The organism is Archangium gephyra, from assembly GCF_049060025.1.
Classification (GTDB): Bacteria; Myxococcota; Myxococcia; order Myxococcales; family Myxococcaceae; genus Archangium; species Archangium gephyra_A.
This window is the reverse complement of the sequence record NZ_JBMEQQ010000002.1, coordinates 6,127,378-6,142,081: the sequence shown is the minus strand read 5'-3', so window position 1 is coordinate 6,142,081 and position 14,704 is coordinate 6,127,378. Positions and strand designations below refer to the sequence as shown.

Below are 14,704 nucleotides of genomic sequence, written 5' to 3'. Positions count from 1 at the left end.
CTGCACAGCCAGTGGTGAAGGCTCTGGACCTCGAGTCGCCCGGAGGCGAGGCGCTCGGCCCGACCCCGGAGACTGAATGCGGAACTGGATTGTGTGGATGTGCGTATCCCTGTGCGTCGCGTGTGGCACGCCGGCGACTCCCACCGGGCCTGATGCGGGGAGCCCGCCCGATGCCGGCACCCAGATGGACGCGGGCATGGACCCCGACGCGGGGGACACCACCGACGGAGGAGACACCACCGATGCCGGCCTTCCCTGCAGCGCTCCGACAGCGCATGGGCCGAGGTATCCGGGGACGGTGAGGAGCGCCGCGGTCGAGGGGCCCTGGGAGGAGGAGACGCGCATCCTCGCTGCGGACGGAAGCCCGGCGCGCGTGGAGCTCAACAGCGACGGAACGAGTGCGCTCCGGCTCAGCGGGTTCGGCTTCGCGATTCCGGCTGGCAGCACCGTCACCAGCGCGACGGTGCGGATCACCGGCCGCACGCCCAACGCCGCCACCAGCCTCCGGGCGATGGTGCGCTTCGGGAGGTCGACGGGCCCGGTGACGAGCTTCATGCCCACCGACGTCGCCTTCACCTCCACCCAGGCGGTGCACGAGCTCTCCGGCCTGGGGCACAGCGGGGCAGGCTCGCTCACGCGCAACCTCGCCATGCTGTCCGACTTCGCGATGGATGTGGGCTTGCAGGGCCCCGTGGCCACGGTGCTCGAGGCCGACCACGTCACGCTGGAGATCTTCTACAAGGAAGGCGCCACGGCGAAGACGACCGGCCCCGTCTCCCCCACGGTGGTCATGCAGGTCGGCCTCGCGCGCGACTGGCGCAACACCGACAGTGCCCTCACGGTGGATGGAGATCCGGCCTACGTCCAGGGGATGTTCGATCACGAGACCACCTCGCGGCTCGAGTCCTCCGGCTACGGCTTCGAGCTCCCCGACGACGCGGTCGTGGCGGGCATCCGCGTCGACGTGACGCGCAGCTCGTACAGCAACGGCGATGTCCGAGATCTCGACCTGCGCCTGCTGAAGGACGGCGCCCCCATCGGGGAGTCGCGGGCCCTGGTCGAGGAAGGGACCAGCTGGGCCGCGGACTACATGACCGTCTCCTACGGTTCGGAGGAAGACCTCTGGGGGCGCGCCTGGACCATCGCGGACCTCGAGGCCCCGGGCTTTGGCACCGGGCTCCGCGCGCAGTACGCCATGAGCGCTGGCAGCGACTGGGCGAGGGTGGACGCGATCGGCATTACCGTCTTCACCTGTCCGTAGGCGGGCGGGCGGACGTCCTGGAGAGGCCGCCGGAGCGAGCCGCGCTCCGGCGCCCTGAGCCGGGCAGGGCCGCACCGAACCCGGAGCTTCAGTTCGCGAGCAGGAACTGGCTGATCCGGTTCGACACCCAGCCGCGGAACTCATCCGTGGTGGGCGGGCAGTGGTTGCAGTCGCGGATGAGCTCCTTGTCGGTGAGTGAACGGAAGAGCTCGGCCGCGGAGGGCTGCCTCCTCCTTGTCGACCGCGCGCCGGTTCGGGCGGTCAGCCCTGATGAGCGCCGCAACCCAGCAGAGCAATGAGCTTCTCTTCCAGGCCAACGTGCCGGAGCAACAGGGGCTGCTTCACCTCACCGGGCCTCTTCGATGGTGGGCTCCATGAGCACCTCGGAGGTGATGCTCATGCCGATGAAGCAGTACTTGTGGGCCTTCTCGAACATCTCGCGCACCTTGGCGGGGTCCGTGCCGGGGGCCACGCGGATGGTCGGCGCCAGGCGCACCCTGGTGATTCGCGACACCTTGTCCACGGTGTCGAGCGTGACGGTGACGTGGTCCTCGTAGCCACGCACGTCCAGGCGCACCTTCTTCGCCAGCGACAGGAAGGTGAGCATGTGGCAGGTGGCCAGCGAAGCGCCGAACAGGTCCTCGGGGTTCCATCGCGAGGCATCCCCTCCATACGAGGGCGCCGAGCTCACCGCGATGTCCTGCTTGCCCGTCGTGCGGGCCACGGCATCACGGGGGTACTCGGCGGCCGTGGAACCTTCCCAATGAAGCGTCAGCGGAAACTCGTGCAAGACCCACCTCCATGACCGAGGTCATTCCCTGGGGGACGCCGCCCGGACTGTGCCCGCACCGGCGCCAGAACACCAGGGCGGGAGCATCGAACAGTGAGCTGCACATCCCCGTGTCCAGAGGACTGTGCTGTCCGTGCATCCGCGGACGAAGAGGCACCTGGCTTCACCCCCGCATGAGTTCGCGCCGCACGACTACAGAGCGCTGGCCCATGAGTCCCGGGCTCCAGGCTGGCCGCGTCGCCATGTTCTTCATGCCCCGGAACAGCCGCTCCAGGCCGGGGGCAATGGCTACAGCGCAGGGGCAAGTGGCTGCACCGGCCCACAGCCCTCAGGTACGCAATGGCAGGCAGACTGCCGAGGCCTCGGATGGCTCCCTTGCAACGAGGGTCGCGCGTTCGGTGTCGGCTTGTCCAACTGCCCATCCGTGAACACTCCTCTACTACCCAGGAGACAGCACCATGCGCGGCCAACTCGTCCTCCCGTGGCACGATCCCCCAGCACCAGAAGAGTCACGAGGTTTCCGCGGCGGGCTTGGAGCCGCCTGACGAGGACTCGCGGAGCGTTGATGCGCGGCCATCTGACGAGGGGACGTCAGCGGCTGGAGCAGTGCCGCACGTGATGGTGGCTGCGGGAGTTGCCGGAGCGAGAGGCCATCTCTCGCTCTCCGTCGAGGCTCACGACAGGAGGTAGGAGCATGAGAAAACGCAATCACTCGGCTGTTTTCATCGGTCTTGTGATGTCTTTCGTCAGCGGATGGGTGGGGCTGTCCGGGTGTACGTCCCAGCAGGATGAGCCGGTGTCCGGCTCCCCGGGAAGTCCGGCGGCTCAGGCCCCCTCCGGCGAGAGTAGTTCGCTGAAGGAGCTGGATGGGGAGCGGATCTACGCAGGACTGTTCCTCGGAATAGGCCCCGCGAGCGGATTGCTGCCGGAGCTCTACGGCCCGGGATCGCCGTATCTCGCGGTGTTCAACAATCCCCGGAAGCTCATTCCCACCCTCACGGATACAGCGAACAGGCTCGAGCAGAGGGGCGATGACGAAGGCGCACGCATCCTCAGGCGGACCATCGCCCAGGTCGAGAAGGGCGAGCGGCAGGAAGGCCAGGAGGTGGGCGTCGATGAGCTCCGAGCACCCCCCGCGGTGGCGGACCTGCTCATTTCCCAGGTCAAGCAGCAGCACCCTGGTTTCTTTGACGAGTTCGAGGAGAGCGTTCGGAGTGGAGAGCCGTCCAGGGTGAGGAGGGCTCTCCAGCGTGCCGCCGAGGTCTCGTACGAGGCGAACAAGACCGTCCTCGCCGGACAGAGCAGTACGTTGAGCGCGGAGCAGGGCCTCGTCGTGGATCTGATCTGGATGCTCGTCCTGCCCTTCCCACCCGTGCTCTGGGTTCAATCCCCGGAGGCTGCCGCCGCGGGTGCGGAGACTTCAGTGAGAGGGCTGATGAAGGAAGACGCCCTGGGCTTCGACGAGCTGGTCGCGAGGGTCACCCAGGCATTCCGGTGAAAGGGGGACGAGGCGCCATGACTCGCCAGAACAGGGGACTCGGGGTGGATGATTCTCGCGGCACTCGGCGGTATGGGCACAGCGCGTTGGGGCTGTCGGTTGTGCTCACGTTCACGGTCACCCTCATCCTCGGCGTTTATACGGTGTACGCGGCGCTCCCCTACAACACCATCCAGCTCCCTCATTCCCAGGGTAGCCCCATCCGGACGGTCCTGCCTCAGGGGTGGAAGTTCTTCACCCGGAATCCGACGGAGCCCCAGCTCGGACTCAGGCTCCAGACATCCTCCGGGAACTGGGTGGACGGAAGCCTGGGGCAGAATGCCTCTCCGCGCCAGTTGTTTGGGATTCGGCGTGACAGCCGTGCGCAACCTTCCGAAGCCGAGGCGTTGCTGCGCGATGTCCCGGCGAGCAGGTGGACGGACTGTGAGGGCCCACCCGAGCGTTGCCTGGAGGCGAGCGCTCCCGTCGCGGCCGTGAGCAACCCGGTGCGCGATGCGACCCTTTGTGGCGAAGTGGGGTTCATCCTGCAGAAGCCGGTTCCATGGGCCTGGGCCAGGATGCTCGGCGATGTGGTGATGCCGTCCAGGGTGGTTCGTCTGGAGGTCCAATGCTCGGCGCACTAGGGAAGGCCATGGGCCAGCGGCTCCCGAGATCGCTCCCGTGGACGAACGTGTACGGGCTTGCCCGCACGCTGCTCGCGCTCGGTTCCGCGCTCACCCTGGCCTTCAATCCGACCATGGATTTGTTCCTCCCGCAGCCCACGCTGGGCGCGCCCGAGGGGGTGCAGTGCACCGTACCCTTCTCGCGGTTCGGTCTGTATTGCCTTGGCGGTACGGGGCTGCTCGAGCTCAAACGCTGCGTTGCCCTGGTCATCCTCCTCATCGCGGCGTCAGGTTACCGGCCTCGCTACCTGGGAATCCTGCACTGGTGGGTGACCTTCAGCTTTCAGGCGAACGCCACGCTCATCGAGGGGGGCGATCAGCTCTCGGCCATTCTCACCTTCCTCCTCATCCCGGTGACGCTGACCGATGGCCGGAAGTGGCATTGGTCCTCTCCTGCCGACGTGAAGGCGCGAGCGGGGGAGCCCGGGCCTTCGCGCCGGTTCATCGCCTGGTGGTGTTTCGCGCTCATCCGTCTCCAGGTGGCGGGCGTCTACTTCCATGCCGCCCTGGGCAAGTGCGAGGTGCCTCAATGGGTGGATGGGACGGCCCTGTATTACTGGCTGCTCCATCCGTTGTTCGGAGCCCCTGAGTGGCTCGTGCCATTCGTCCGGAGCATCGTCCTCAACCGGGTACTCGTGGCGCTATTGGGCTGGGGAGTGATTGCCCTGGAGTTCGCGCTCGCGGCGGGTCTGCTCGCGAAGACGAAGTACCGGAAGCTCCTGCTCGCTGGAGGGGTGCTGTTGCACCTGGGCATCATTCTCGTGCATGGCCTGGTGAGCTTCGGGCTGGTCATGTTCGCCGCGCTGCTGCTCTACCTGTGGCCCGTGAGCGAGCCGCTGCGCATTCCGGGTGTACTGCGCCGCTCGCGGTCACCGCGCACCGCTCCAGGGGTCACGAGCGGGGCCGGAGTGCTCTACACGGCCAAGGAGCGGCCAGGCTGCTAGTGGGCAGACGTGCCTCCCAACCCTGGAGGGCGGCACTTACCCTCGACATGAGACACGGTGTCTCTTCGCCGTTTCACTCAAAAGGGATGCAACATGAATTCCATTCGGCCACGTGGTTTCCTTTCCCGTCTTCTTCCATCCACCTCCATGGGGCTGGCGGCTCTCATGACGTTCGGTGGTTGCGGTTCAGCGCCAGAAGAGATGGAGGGCGGGCAGGACGAGGTCGTCGAAGCAGCGCCTTCGCTCCAATCCCTCCCGGCTGAAGACATCTACGCTGGGATCTTCTTCGGCGTGGGTCCCGCACGCGCCCTGCTGCCAGAGGTCTACGGAGACGAGGCACGCCCTCGCGGACTGCTGGACGACAAGGACGAGATGAGGCGCAAGCTGCGTGATACGGCCAGCAAGCTGGAGGAGCGGGGTGACACCGAAGGGCTGGCACTGGTGAAGCGCGCCATGGCCCAGCTCGAGTCGGCCGACCCGTCGAGCGCGGACCTGACGGTCCCGAAGAATGTCGTCGCGCTCTATGTGCAGCAGATCCGTAAGCAGTCTCCCGATTTCTTCCAGCGCTTCGATGCTCGCATCCGGAGCGGGGATCCCGTCTCCGTCGACGCGGCGCTCCAAGACGCCGCCCAGCAGACGTATGCGGCGAGCAAGGTCCTGGTGCTGGATTCGGGAGGCACATCGGCCCAGGCGGAGCAGGCCATCACGATGGCGGCGGCGGTCGTGGCCGCCGCGGCGGTGGCGCTTGTCGCCGTCATCTGGTCTGGTGTTGTCCTCGTCGAAGGACTGTGGGTCGTGGCCACCCCCGCCAATTTGCAGGCCCAGGGCACGGCGACGCAGGGCTCTCTCCTGCACGACGAGCTCGTGGCCCGAGTGGCGAAGACCTTCTGAGCAGCGTTTCCAGGGGCGGTGGCGATGGCTTGTGCCGCCGTCCCAGGCGCCCGGGTCCGGCTGACGCCCGATGCCAAACCCGGTGCCGCCCTCAGCGGCGCCGCACCGCGGGGGCGAGCGCCGGGTTCTCCGTGTTGGAAAACCCGGTGTGATATGGCCTCGCCATGGCGACTGGCCTTCGAGACACGTGGCTCCTTCTCGCGCCTCTCCCGGCGCTCGCTCTCGGCCTGCTCGTCGCAACAGGTCACGGAGTTCCTTGGGCCGCGTTCCTGCCCAGCTTCCTCGCAGTGGCGCTCGGCGTCCTTTCCGTTGTGCTGTTCGCGCGAGGTGGGCCGGGGATTCGAGAAGGCGCGGCGAGAGCGCTTCCGGTCCTCGTCTTTCTTGGCATTGCCGCGACGCTTCTCTCGCCGGGCGTCGAGGGCGTTCGCCGTTGGCTCGCACTCGGGCCGATACGGCTGAACATGTCCGCGGCTCTCGTGCCATGGCTCGCACTCGGCGTCGCCGCTTCGAATCCGGGTGTGCGTTCGCTCCCCCTCGTCCTCGTGGGCGCCACGCAGCTCGTCCATCTCGCGCAACCGGATGCGGCGCAAGCCACCGCACTGGCCGTTGGCGCACTGCCAGTGCTCACAGGCGGGGCTCTCGTGAACAGGCGCATCGGCGTACCCGTCGCCGCTGTTCTCTTGGCCATGGCCGCGGCCACGTGGTTCAGGCCCGACCCCCTGCAGCCGCTCGATCACGTCGAGCGCATCCTCGTCCTCACGGCGTCGAGAGGTGCACCTTGGCTCCTGGGAGCGGCCCTCGCGGGGGGGGTGCTGCTCGCGCCCTTTGCCCTGGCCATGCGGAGGCGGCACTCCGTTGAGTCGCAGGTGGGGGCAGGCCTTGCCCTCTATCTGTGCACCAGCGTGATGGCGACCTTCTTCGGAAACTTCCCGGTCCCTGTTTTCGGTGCGGGGGCAGGACCGATCCTCGGCTGGTACGCGATGATGAGCGTACTCGCCGCATCCCGAGGCTCGAGGGCGGCAACCCGGTGGCCCTCCGGTCCGCGCCGGCTGACACGTCATTGACGCGTCATTGACGTGTCACCGTGCGTTCCGACACGAGTTCCCACTCCGGTTTCCGGCCCTCTTCCCTCTGATGAGCCGGTGGCATGGGGGTTGCCATGCGTCCCCGGCGAGAGGAACCAAGGTGTCCGAATGGCCGCGACGCGCGGAAAACAACCTTTTCAATTGCCAAACTTCTACGTCCCCTGGCCGGCGCGCCTGAACCCTCATCTCGAAGGGGCCCGGGCGCATACCAAGGCGTGGGCGCGGGAGATGGGAATCCTCCACCCTCCCAAGGAGGACAAGACTCCCGACATCTGGAGCGAGGCGAAACTCGATGCCATGGATTACGCGCTGCTGTGCGCGTACACCCATCCCGAGGCCCCCGGTCCGGAGCTCGACCTCATCACCGATTGGTACGTCTGGGTCTTCTACTTCGACGACCACTTCCTGGAGATCTACAAGCGCTCCAAGGACATCGTGGGCGCGAAGCAGTACCTGGACCGGCTGCCGGCGTTCATGCCGGTCGACCTCTCCCCTCCGCCCAAGCCCACCAATCCGGTGGAGCGGGGCCTGGCGGACCTGTGGGCGCGCACGGTGCCCTCGAAGTCCGTGGACTGGCGGCGCCGGTTCTTCACCAACACCAAGGCCCTGCTCGACGAGTCGATGTGGGAACTGGTCAATATCCGCGAGGCCCGCGTCGCCAACCCCATCGAGTACATCGAGATGCGCCGCAAGGTCGGCGGGGCGCCCTGGTCGGCGGACCTGGTGGAGCACGCCGTCTTCGCCGAGGTCCCCGCCCGCATCGCCCACTCGCGTCCGATGCAGGTCCTCAAGGACACGTTCTCCGATGCCGTACACCTGCGCAACGATCTGTTCTCCTACGAGCGGGAGATCCTCGAGGAGGGCGAGCTTTCCAACTGCGTCCTGGTGCTCGAGCGCTTCCTGAACGTCGAGACGCAGCGCGCCGCCGACCTCACCAATGACGTCCTGACGTCCCGGCTGCACCAGTTCGAGAACACCGTCCTGACCGAGTTGCCCCCGCTCTTCCAGGAGCACGGCCTCACCCCGGCCGAGCAGGCCAATGTCCTCACCTACGTCCGGGGACTCCAGGACTGGCAGTCGGGCGGCCACGAGTGGCACATGCGCTCGAGCCGTTACATGAACAAGGGCGCCGCGGCCTCGGACGGCCTGCCCCTGGGCCCCACGGGTCTGGGCACCTCGGGGTTCCGCCTGTCCCCCGCGGCCCTGGGGCTGGGACGGTTCAAGAGCTACACCCACGCCCCCTACACGCACGTGGGCCCGGTCTCGCTGCCCAAGTTCTACATGCCGTACGCCACACGGCGGAACGCCCACCTGGAGGCCGCGCGGCGCAGCTCCAAGGAGTGGGCGCGCCGGATGGGGATGCTGGACTCCCTGCCGGGCCTTCCGGGCACCTACATCTGGGATGACCACACGTTCGACGTCGCCGACGTGGCCCTGTGCGGCGCGTTGATCCACCCGGCGGCGACCGGTCCCGAGCTCGACGTGACGGCCGGCTGGCTCGTCTGGGGAACCTACGCCGACGATTACTTCCCGGCGCTCTACGGCTACAGCCGCGACATGGCCGGGGCGAAGGTCTTCAACGCCCGGCTGTCGTTGTTCATGCCGGACGACCCCGCCGCCCTCACCACGGTCCCCACCAACCCCGTGGAGCGCGGCCTGGCCGACCTGTGGGCCCGCACGGCCGGTCCCATGGAGCCCGAGCCGCGCAATCACTTCCGCAAGGCCATCCAGGACATGACCGCGAGCTGGTTGTGGGAGCTCGCCAACCAGATGCAGAACCGCGTCCCGGATCCGGTCGACTACGTGGAGATGCGCCGCAAGACGTTCGGCTCGGACCTGACCATGAGCCTGTCCCGGCTGGCCCAGGGCCACGGGCTTCCGGCGGAAATCTTCCGCACCACGCCGATGCGCGCGCTCGAGAACTCGGCCGCGGACTACGCCTGCTTCACCAACGACGTCTTCTCCTACCAGAAGGAGGTCGAGTTCGAGGGCGAGCTCCACAACGCCGTGCTGGTCGTCCAGCGCTTCCTGGACCTCGACAAGCCGGGGGGCGTGGAGGTCGTGAACAACCTGATGACGGCGCGGATGCAGCAGTTCGAGCACATCGTCGCGCACGAGCTGCCGACGCTCTGCGACAGCATGGGCCTGGACGCGAAGGCACGCGAGAAGCTGCGCGGCTACGTGGAGCAGCTCCAGCAGTGGATGGCCGGCGTGCTCATCTGGCACCAGACGGTGGACCGCTACAAGGAAGCCGAGCTGCGCCGGAGCCGGACGCCCGGGCGGTACCTGCAACACCTCCGGGGCCCCACGGGCCGAGGGACTTCGGCGGCGCGCCTCGCGTCGCTCGTGAGTGGAAACCGGCCCGCATCGGCGGGCCGTGCAACGGATTCTGTTTTCGTGAAGGAAGGAAAGAGCTAGGTCATGCCGAGTTTCGAGAAGCTGGTCGAGGAAGCCAACAAGCAGCAGATGAGCCTTGGGACGGCCGCGGCGCGCCAGCTCGCGACGACGACCAAGTCGGCTCCGCAGATGCAGGGCATTTCGTCCCGGTGGCTGCTCAAGCTGCTGCCGTGGGTGCAGGTCAACGGTGGCGTGTTCCGCCTCAACCGGCGCCTGACGTATGCCATCGGCGATGGCCGGGTGACCTTCTACAACACGGGCGCCCGGGTGCAGGTCGTTCCGCAGGAGCTGACCGAGCTGCCGATGCTGCGCGGCTACGACGACGTGGCCGTGCTCACCACCCTGGCCGATCGCTTCGTGCAGAAGGAGTACAAGGCCGGTGAGGTCATCACCCAGGCGGGCCAGGAGGCCGACTCCATCTGGCTCATTGCCCACGGCAAGGTGAACAAGATTGGCAAGGGCAAGTACGGCGATGAGACCGTGCTCGAGGTGCTCGCCGATGGCGACCACTACAGCTACCAGGCGCTGCTGGAGTCGCAGGACTACTGGCAGTTCACGGTCAAGGCCGTCACCCCCGTCACGGCGTTGATGCTCAAGCAGTCGGACTTCGAGACGGTGGTCGAGCAGGCCCCGTCGCTGCGCAAGCACCTCGAGCAATTCAGGTCCCTCTCGAAGAAGAAGCAGGACACGTCGGGTCAGGCCGACATCGAGCTGTCCGCGGGCCACCATGGCGAGCCCGTGCTGCCGGGTACCTACGTGGACTACGAGACCTCGCCGCGCGAGTACGAGCTGAGCGTGGCCCAGACGGTGCTGCAGATTCACACCCGCGTGGCCGACCTCTTCAACGACCCGATGAACCAGACCGAGGAGCAGCTCCGGCTGACCGTCGAGGCGCTCAAGGAGCTCAAGGAGCACGAGCTGGTCAACAACCGCGACTTCGGCCTGCTGCACAACGCCGACCTCAAGCAGCGCATGCACACGCGCAGCGGTCCGCCGACCCCCGATGACATGGACGAGCTGCTGGCCACCGTGTGGAAGGATCCCTCCTTCTTCCTGGCCCACCCGCGCGCCATCGCCGCGTTCGGCCAGGAGTGCAGCCGCCGCGGCGTCTACCCGGGCAGCGTCGACGTGGGCGGCCACCAGGTCACCGCCTGGCGCGGCATCCCCATCTTCCCCTGCAACAAGATTCCCATCAGCGACACCCGCACCAGCTCCATCCTCCTGATGCGCACGGGCGCGGAGAACCAGGGCGTCATCGGCCTGCACCAGGCGGGCATCCCCGACGAGATCGAGCCCAGCCTGAACGTGCGCTACATGGGCATCAACGAGAAGGCCGTCATCTCCTACCTCGTCAGCACCTACTTCTCCACGGCGGTGCTCGTTCCCGACGCACTCGGCATCCTCGAGAGCGTCGAGATCGGCCGCACCTAGTAGCGAGGAGCATCTCCATGGCGAACACGATGAAGACGGGCAGCGGTGGTGAGAGCGAGAAGCAGTTGAGCCTGAGCACGCTCGCTGCCCGTCAGTTGGCGACCACGACGAAGTCGCGGCCGCAGATGCTGGGAATCACCCCGCGGTGGCTGCTGCGCATGCTGCCGTGGGTCGAGGTGCCCGGTGGCACGTTCCGCGTCAACCGCCGCCTCACCTATACCGCCGGTGACGGCCGCCTGAGCTTCAGCAACATCGGGGCCCGGGTGGAGGTCATCCCGGAGGAGCTGACCGAGCTGCCGCTGCTGCGCGGCTTCAACGACCGCGACGTGTTGAGCGTGCTGGCGGGCCGGTTCGTCCAGCGGGAGTTCAAGACGGGCGAGCTCATCGTCGAGGCGGGTCAGCCCGCCGGGCACGTGGTGCTGCTCGCCCACGGCAAGGCCCACAAGCTGGGCAAGGGCCCGTACGGGGATGACGTCATCCTCGAGGTGCTCGCCGACGGGGACCACTTCGGGGACCAGGCGGTGGTGGAGGCCGGCGACACGTGGAAGTTCACGGTCAAGGCCGTCACTCCCTGCACGGTGATGATGATGCCGGAGGAGGTGCTCGAGAACGTCATCCAGCGCAACCCGGTGCTGGCCGCCCACGTCGAGCGCTTCAAGGAGCGCCTGCGCCTGCCCCAGGACAAGGCGGGGCAGGCCGCCATCCAGGTCACCGCCGGCCACCAGGGCGAGCCCGTGCTGCCGGGCACCTTCGTCAACTACGATCTCAAGCCCCGCGAGTACGAGCTGAGCCTGGCCCAGACCCTGCTCCAGGTGCACACCCGCGTGGCCGACGTGTTCAACGGCCCGATGAACCAGGTCGAGGAGCAGCTGCGGTTGACCATCGAGGCCCTGCGCGAGCGGCAGGAGTACGAGATGCTCAACAACCGCGACTTCGGCCTGCTGCACAACGCGGACTTCAAGCAGCGGCTGCACGCCCGCAGCGGGCCGCCCACGCCCGATGACCTGGACGAGCTGCTCTGCCGGCGCAAGAAGTCCCGCTTCTTCCTGGCCCACCCGCGCACCATCGCCGCGTTCAGCCAGGAGTGCACCCGCCGCGGGCTCTACCCGCCCGTCGTCGAGGTGCACGGCCGCAAGGTCCTGAGCTGGCGCAACGTCCCCCTCCTGCCCAGCGACAAGATTCCCATCTCCGCGGACAACACGACGTCCCTCCTCGTGATGCGGACCGGCAAGGACGACCAGGGTGTTGTCGGCCTGCACCAGACCGGCATCCCGGACGAGGTGGAGCCGGGCCTCTCGGTGCGCAAGATGGGCGTGAGCGAGCGCGCCATCGCCTCCCACCTCGTCAGCACCTACTACTCCGCGGCCGTGCTCATTCCCGACGCGCTCGGAGTGCTCGAGAACATCCAGCTCGGGCGCTGACACGGCTCACACCAGGGGGCCCTGCTCGGGCCGGAGGGTCAAACCTCAGGCCTTGTGCCCATGAGCGCAGGCGCACGTCGGCCGGGCATGTCCTGGGTAGTGGGGGAGGGCAGCGGCGGGGGACGTCGCCGCATCCTCGCCCCTTACTGCCCGAGCGACGAGGGCGGTGGCTGGGCTCTGAACGAGGGCAAGTAGCACTTGCCCTGGTGCTCGTGGAGGTCCTCCGGGCACGGGGCCTTGAGTTCGTGAGGCGCCCAGCAGCCTCCGACGAGCTCGACCTCGGTGTAGCGAGTGCAGGGGGGGCGCTTCTGCCCTTTGTAGGGCTCTTTCGGCAGAGGCCGGGCGAGCACGGCTTCCCCTCTGGGTGGTGTGGTGTCCACGAGCCAGGCGCGGAAGTCCGGCGTCTCGACTGCCGTGGGCTCCTCGTGGCTCAGGGGCGCGGGTAGGGCGCTCGGGGGTTGGGACACGGAGGCCAGACGTACCAGCGCGAGGAGCAGGGCGCCTACCGTGACGGCGCTCGCCACGCCCCATCCCAGACGCCACCGGAGGCGGGGCTCGTGGGGGTAGGACACGGCGCGCACCATGCGCCGCACTTCCTCGAGCACACCTTCCAACGTGAGCAGCAACGACTCCGCCGACTGCCTGTCCTGGGCCCTGGCCCAGCCGGTGTGCTCCACTTCCATGGTGGAGTAGCCGCGTGAGGCCCAGGAGCCGAGGAACACCCGCCAATCCTTCCGCGGCGCCGTGCCCTCCTCGGCGGCGTGTTTGCGCACCAGGGCCGTGGCCCCGCTCGTCTCGTTCGTGGCCAGATAGAGTTCCTCCTGGCTGTCGCCGGACTGCTGCACCTGCTCCTGAAGCAGGTACGGCCCCACCCGTTCCGCTCCCTCCTCACTCGCTTCGGACTTCTTCTCCTCGTCCATGCGTGCTCCTCCCGAGCCTCCCCGCATGCGGGTGGCCAGGTGCTCTTGTTGGCATGGACCGACCCCTATTTCCAGGAGGTACCCGGTGAGTCAGGTGGGGGCCTGCTCACGGGTACGCCGGGGAAGATGTCGAAGGACTCATTTCGACCCAGGCAGCGCTGAGCAGCGCCGGGTTGGCAGCGGTCTCGTGCTTCCTCACAACCGGCGCCAGGCGTGGACGAGTTGGGGTAGCACCGACAAGACGAGCACGTTGAGTCCGATGGACCAGGCCACCAGGCCCTTCCACCAACGCGCTTCCACATGCCGGGTGCCCAAGGCCATCAGCACCCACAGCACTGGCAGGAAATCCAGACTGAAGCGCTGCGCGTTCAGCTGCACCCAACCATTGTTGTAGTAGTGCAGCATGTGGATGAGCGAGAGGCTCACCATCCCCCACGCCGCCCACCGCAAGGGACGTGCCGGCCTCGCCATCAGCGCCACCAGGAGGAAGGGACTGGCCAGGGTGAGCGACGTACCCATGCCATCGACTCCCATGGGCGCCAGCTGACGGGGCCCACCGAATTCGAAGTGTGGCCCCTCCAGGAACATGTGGAAGAAATTGAAGGGCACGTACGCGGGGTGGAACAGTCCATAGCGCGCCACGCGCTCGGCCAGGAAATCGCTCAAGGGCATGCCCGCGTAGCCGGTGTCGAGGGGGTCACCGAAGCGCAAGGCATTGAGCAGCAGGTACACCCCGCCACAGACGCCAGCCAATACGAGCACCAGCACGCCCTCTCGCACCTGCCGGCGACGGCCGGCTTCCGCGTGACGCCACCACACCACCAGCGCGATGAAGGGGATGAGGTAGATGCAAAGCTGGCGAGACAGAAAGGCCAGCCCCGCCCATAATCCCGCCCTCGCGCCCCGCGCCGGTCCCAGCGCCTCCTCCAGGGCCAGCAGCGAGCAGGTGACCGACACCACGTGCGCGAGGAACCACACGGCCTCGCTTTGCACCACGCAGTACCAGAACGCCGTCCCCGCCAGCAGCGCCGCCACCAGCCAGGGGCGATCGGCCTCGGCGATGTCCAACCTCCGAAGCACCCGCCAGGCGAGCCATGCCGCCAGTCCGGCCAGGCCCAACGCCACGGCGCGATAGGGCGCGCGCTCGTGCCCGGTGAGCGCCACCACCGGTAACAGCACCAGGGATGGGAACGGGGGAAAGGCGACGTAGTACCGGCCCCCATACAGGCTCAGGTCCTCCGCCGGACCCGGCACATCCAGCCGTCCTTCCAACCAGGATTGTGCCTGCAGGCCGTAGAGGTTGGGCCCGGCGTAGTAGTTCAGACGCAGGCTCAGTCCGAGTGCGAGCAGGGCCAGGAGGATGAGGAGGACTTTGCGCGAGGGATGCGAGAGAACCATGGTCGG

At 67.6% G+C, this 14,704-nt stretch carries 12 protein-coding genes; 9 read left to right on the top strand and 3 right to left on the bottom strand.

The genetic code is table 11. The features are described 5' to 3' along the window. Window positions 1–76: 76 nt before the first annotated feature. Window positions 77–1,261 carry a hypothetical protein gene (locus ACN28I_RS26575; protein WP_420944734.1) on the top strand — a complete coding sequence of 395 codons (1,185 nt, stop codon included), beginning with the start codon at window positions 77–79 and terminating at the stop codon, window positions 1,259–1,261. A 346-nt stretch (window positions 1,262–1,607) separates the two neighbouring features. Here ACN28I_RS26575 and ACN28I_RS26570 read toward each other — a convergent pair whose 3' ends face one another. Further along, entirely contained in the window at window positions 1,608–2,051 is a 444-nt protein-coding gene (locus tag ACN28I_RS26570) for an OsmC family protein (RefSeq protein WP_420944733.1), read from the bottom strand. A gap of 694 nt (window positions 2,052–2,745) precedes the next feature. On the opposite strand from ACN28I_RS26570, the gene ACN28I_RS26565 reads away from it, so the two are divergent. The 8 genes from ACN28I_RS26565 to ACN28I_RS26530 all read left to right on the top strand — a co-directional run bounded on the left by ACN28I_RS26565 (window position 2,746) and on the right by ACN28I_RS26530 (window position 12,380). After that, on the top strand, window positions 2,746–3,549 hold the full coding sequence (locus ACN28I_RS26565) for a hypothetical protein (protein ID WP_420944732.1): 804 nt from the start codon (window positions 2,746–2,748) through the stop codon (window positions 3,547–3,549). Between the two features lie 17 nt (window positions 3,550–3,566). Continuing rightward, complete coding sequence (locus ACN28I_RS26560) at window positions 3,567–4,172, top strand: SdpA family antimicrobial peptide system protein (RefSeq protein ID WP_420944731.1); 606 nt, start codon at window positions 3,567–3,569, stop codon at window positions 4,170–4,172. Continuing rightward, window positions 4,157–5,155: a sporulation-delaying protein SdpB family protein gene (locus ACN28I_RS26555; protein ID WP_420944730.1), complete on the top strand. Its 999-nt coding sequence runs from the start codon at window positions 4,157–4,159 to the stop codon at window positions 5,153–5,155. Before ACN28I_RS26560 ends, ACN28I_RS26555 begins: the two co-directional genes overlap by 16 nt. A 165-nt stretch (window positions 5,156–5,320) precedes the next feature. Further along, complete coding sequence (locus ACN28I_RS26550; protein WP_420944729.1) at window positions 5,321–6,046, top strand: hypothetical protein; 726 nt, start codon at window positions 5,321–5,323, stop codon at window positions 6,044–6,046. A gap of 164 nt (window positions 6,047–6,210) precedes the next feature. Next, window positions 6,211–7,110 carry a hypothetical protein gene (locus ACN28I_RS26545; protein ID WP_420944728.1) on the top strand — a complete coding sequence of 300 codons (900 nt, stop codon included), beginning with the start codon at window positions 6,211–6,213 and terminating at the stop codon, window positions 7,108–7,110. Window positions 7,111–7,239: 129 nt separating this feature from the next. After that, window positions 7,240–9,549 carry a family 2 encapsulin nanocompartment cargo protein terpene cyclase gene (locus ACN28I_RS26540; protein ID WP_420944727.1) on the top strand — a complete coding sequence of 770 codons (2,310 nt, stop codon included), beginning with the start codon at window positions 7,240–7,242 and terminating at the stop codon, window positions 9,547–9,549. A gap of 3 nt (window positions 9,550–9,552) precedes the next feature. Then, a complete protein-coding gene (locus ACN28I_RS26535) occupies window positions 9,553–10,959 on the top strand; it encodes a family 2B encapsulin nanocompartment shell protein (protein ID WP_420944726.1) in 1,407 nt (468 codons plus the stop codon). Between the two features lie 17 nt (window positions 10,960–10,976). Beyond that, complete coding sequence (locus ACN28I_RS26530; RefSeq protein WP_420944725.1) at window positions 10,977–12,380, top strand: family 2B encapsulin nanocompartment shell protein; 1,404 nt, start codon at window positions 10,977–10,979, stop codon at window positions 12,378–12,380. 143 nt (window positions 12,381–12,523) lie between these two features. On the opposite strand, the gene ACN28I_RS26525 is transcribed toward ACN28I_RS26530, so the two are convergent. Continuing rightward, on the bottom strand, window positions 12,524–13,300 hold the full coding sequence (locus ACN28I_RS26525; protein WP_420944724.1) for a hypothetical protein: 777 nt from the start codon (window positions 13,298–13,300) through the stop codon (window positions 12,524–12,526). A 195-nt stretch (window positions 13,301–13,495) separates the two neighbouring features. Next, window positions 13,496–14,698 (bottom strand): glycosyl transferase family 39, encoded by a 1,203-nt coding sequence (locus tag ACN28I_RS26520; RefSeq protein WP_420944723.1) that lies wholly within the window; start codon window positions 14,696–14,698, stop codon window positions 13,496–13,498. Between the last annotated feature and the right edge of the window lie 6 nt (window positions 14,699–14,704).

Bases quoted from the DNA above. Each gene is read 5' to 3' on its own strand.
- ACN28I_RS26575 (WP_420944734.1), top strand. From the start codon at position 77: ATGCGGAACTGGATTGTGTGGATGTGCGTATCCCTGTGCGTCGCGTGT.
- ACN28I_RS26565 (WP_420944732.1), top strand. From the start codon at position 2,746: ATGAGAAAACGCAATCACTCGGCTGTTTTCATCGGTCTTGTGATGTCT.
- ACN28I_RS26560 (WP_420944731.1), top strand. From the start codon at position 3,567: ATGACTCGCCAGAACAGGGGACTCGGGGTGGATGATTCTCGCGGCACT.
- ACN28I_RS26555 (WP_420944730.1), top strand. From the start codon at position 4,157: ATGCTCGGCGCACTAGGGAAGGCCATGGGCCAGCGGCTCCCGAGATCG.
- ACN28I_RS26550 (WP_420944729.1), top strand. From the start codon at position 5,321: ATGACGTTCGGTGGTTGCGGTTCAGCGCCAGAAGAGATGGAGGGCGGG.
- ACN28I_RS26545 (WP_420944728.1), top strand. From the start codon at position 6,211: ATGGCGACTGGCCTTCGAGACACGTGGCTCCTTCTCGCGCCTCTCCCG.
- ACN28I_RS26540 (WP_420944727.1), top strand. From the start codon at position 7,240: ATGGCCGCGACGCGCGGAAAACAACCTTTTCAATTGCCAAACTTCTAC.
- ACN28I_RS26535 (WP_420944726.1), top strand. From the start codon at position 9,553: ATGCCGAGTTTCGAGAAGCTGGTCGAGGAAGCCAACAAGCAGCAGATG.
- ACN28I_RS26530 (WP_420944725.1), top strand. From the start codon at position 10,977: ATGGCGAACACGATGAAGACGGGCAGCGGTGGTGAGAGCGAGAAGCAG.
- ACN28I_RS26525 (WP_420944724.1), bottom strand. From the start codon at position 13,300: ATGGACGAGGAGAAGAAGTCCGAAGCGAGTGAGGAGGGAGCGGAACGG.
- ACN28I_RS26520 (WP_420944723.1), bottom strand. From the start codon at position 14,698: ATGGTTCTCTCGCATCCCTCGCGCAAAGTCCTCCTCATCCTCCTGGCC.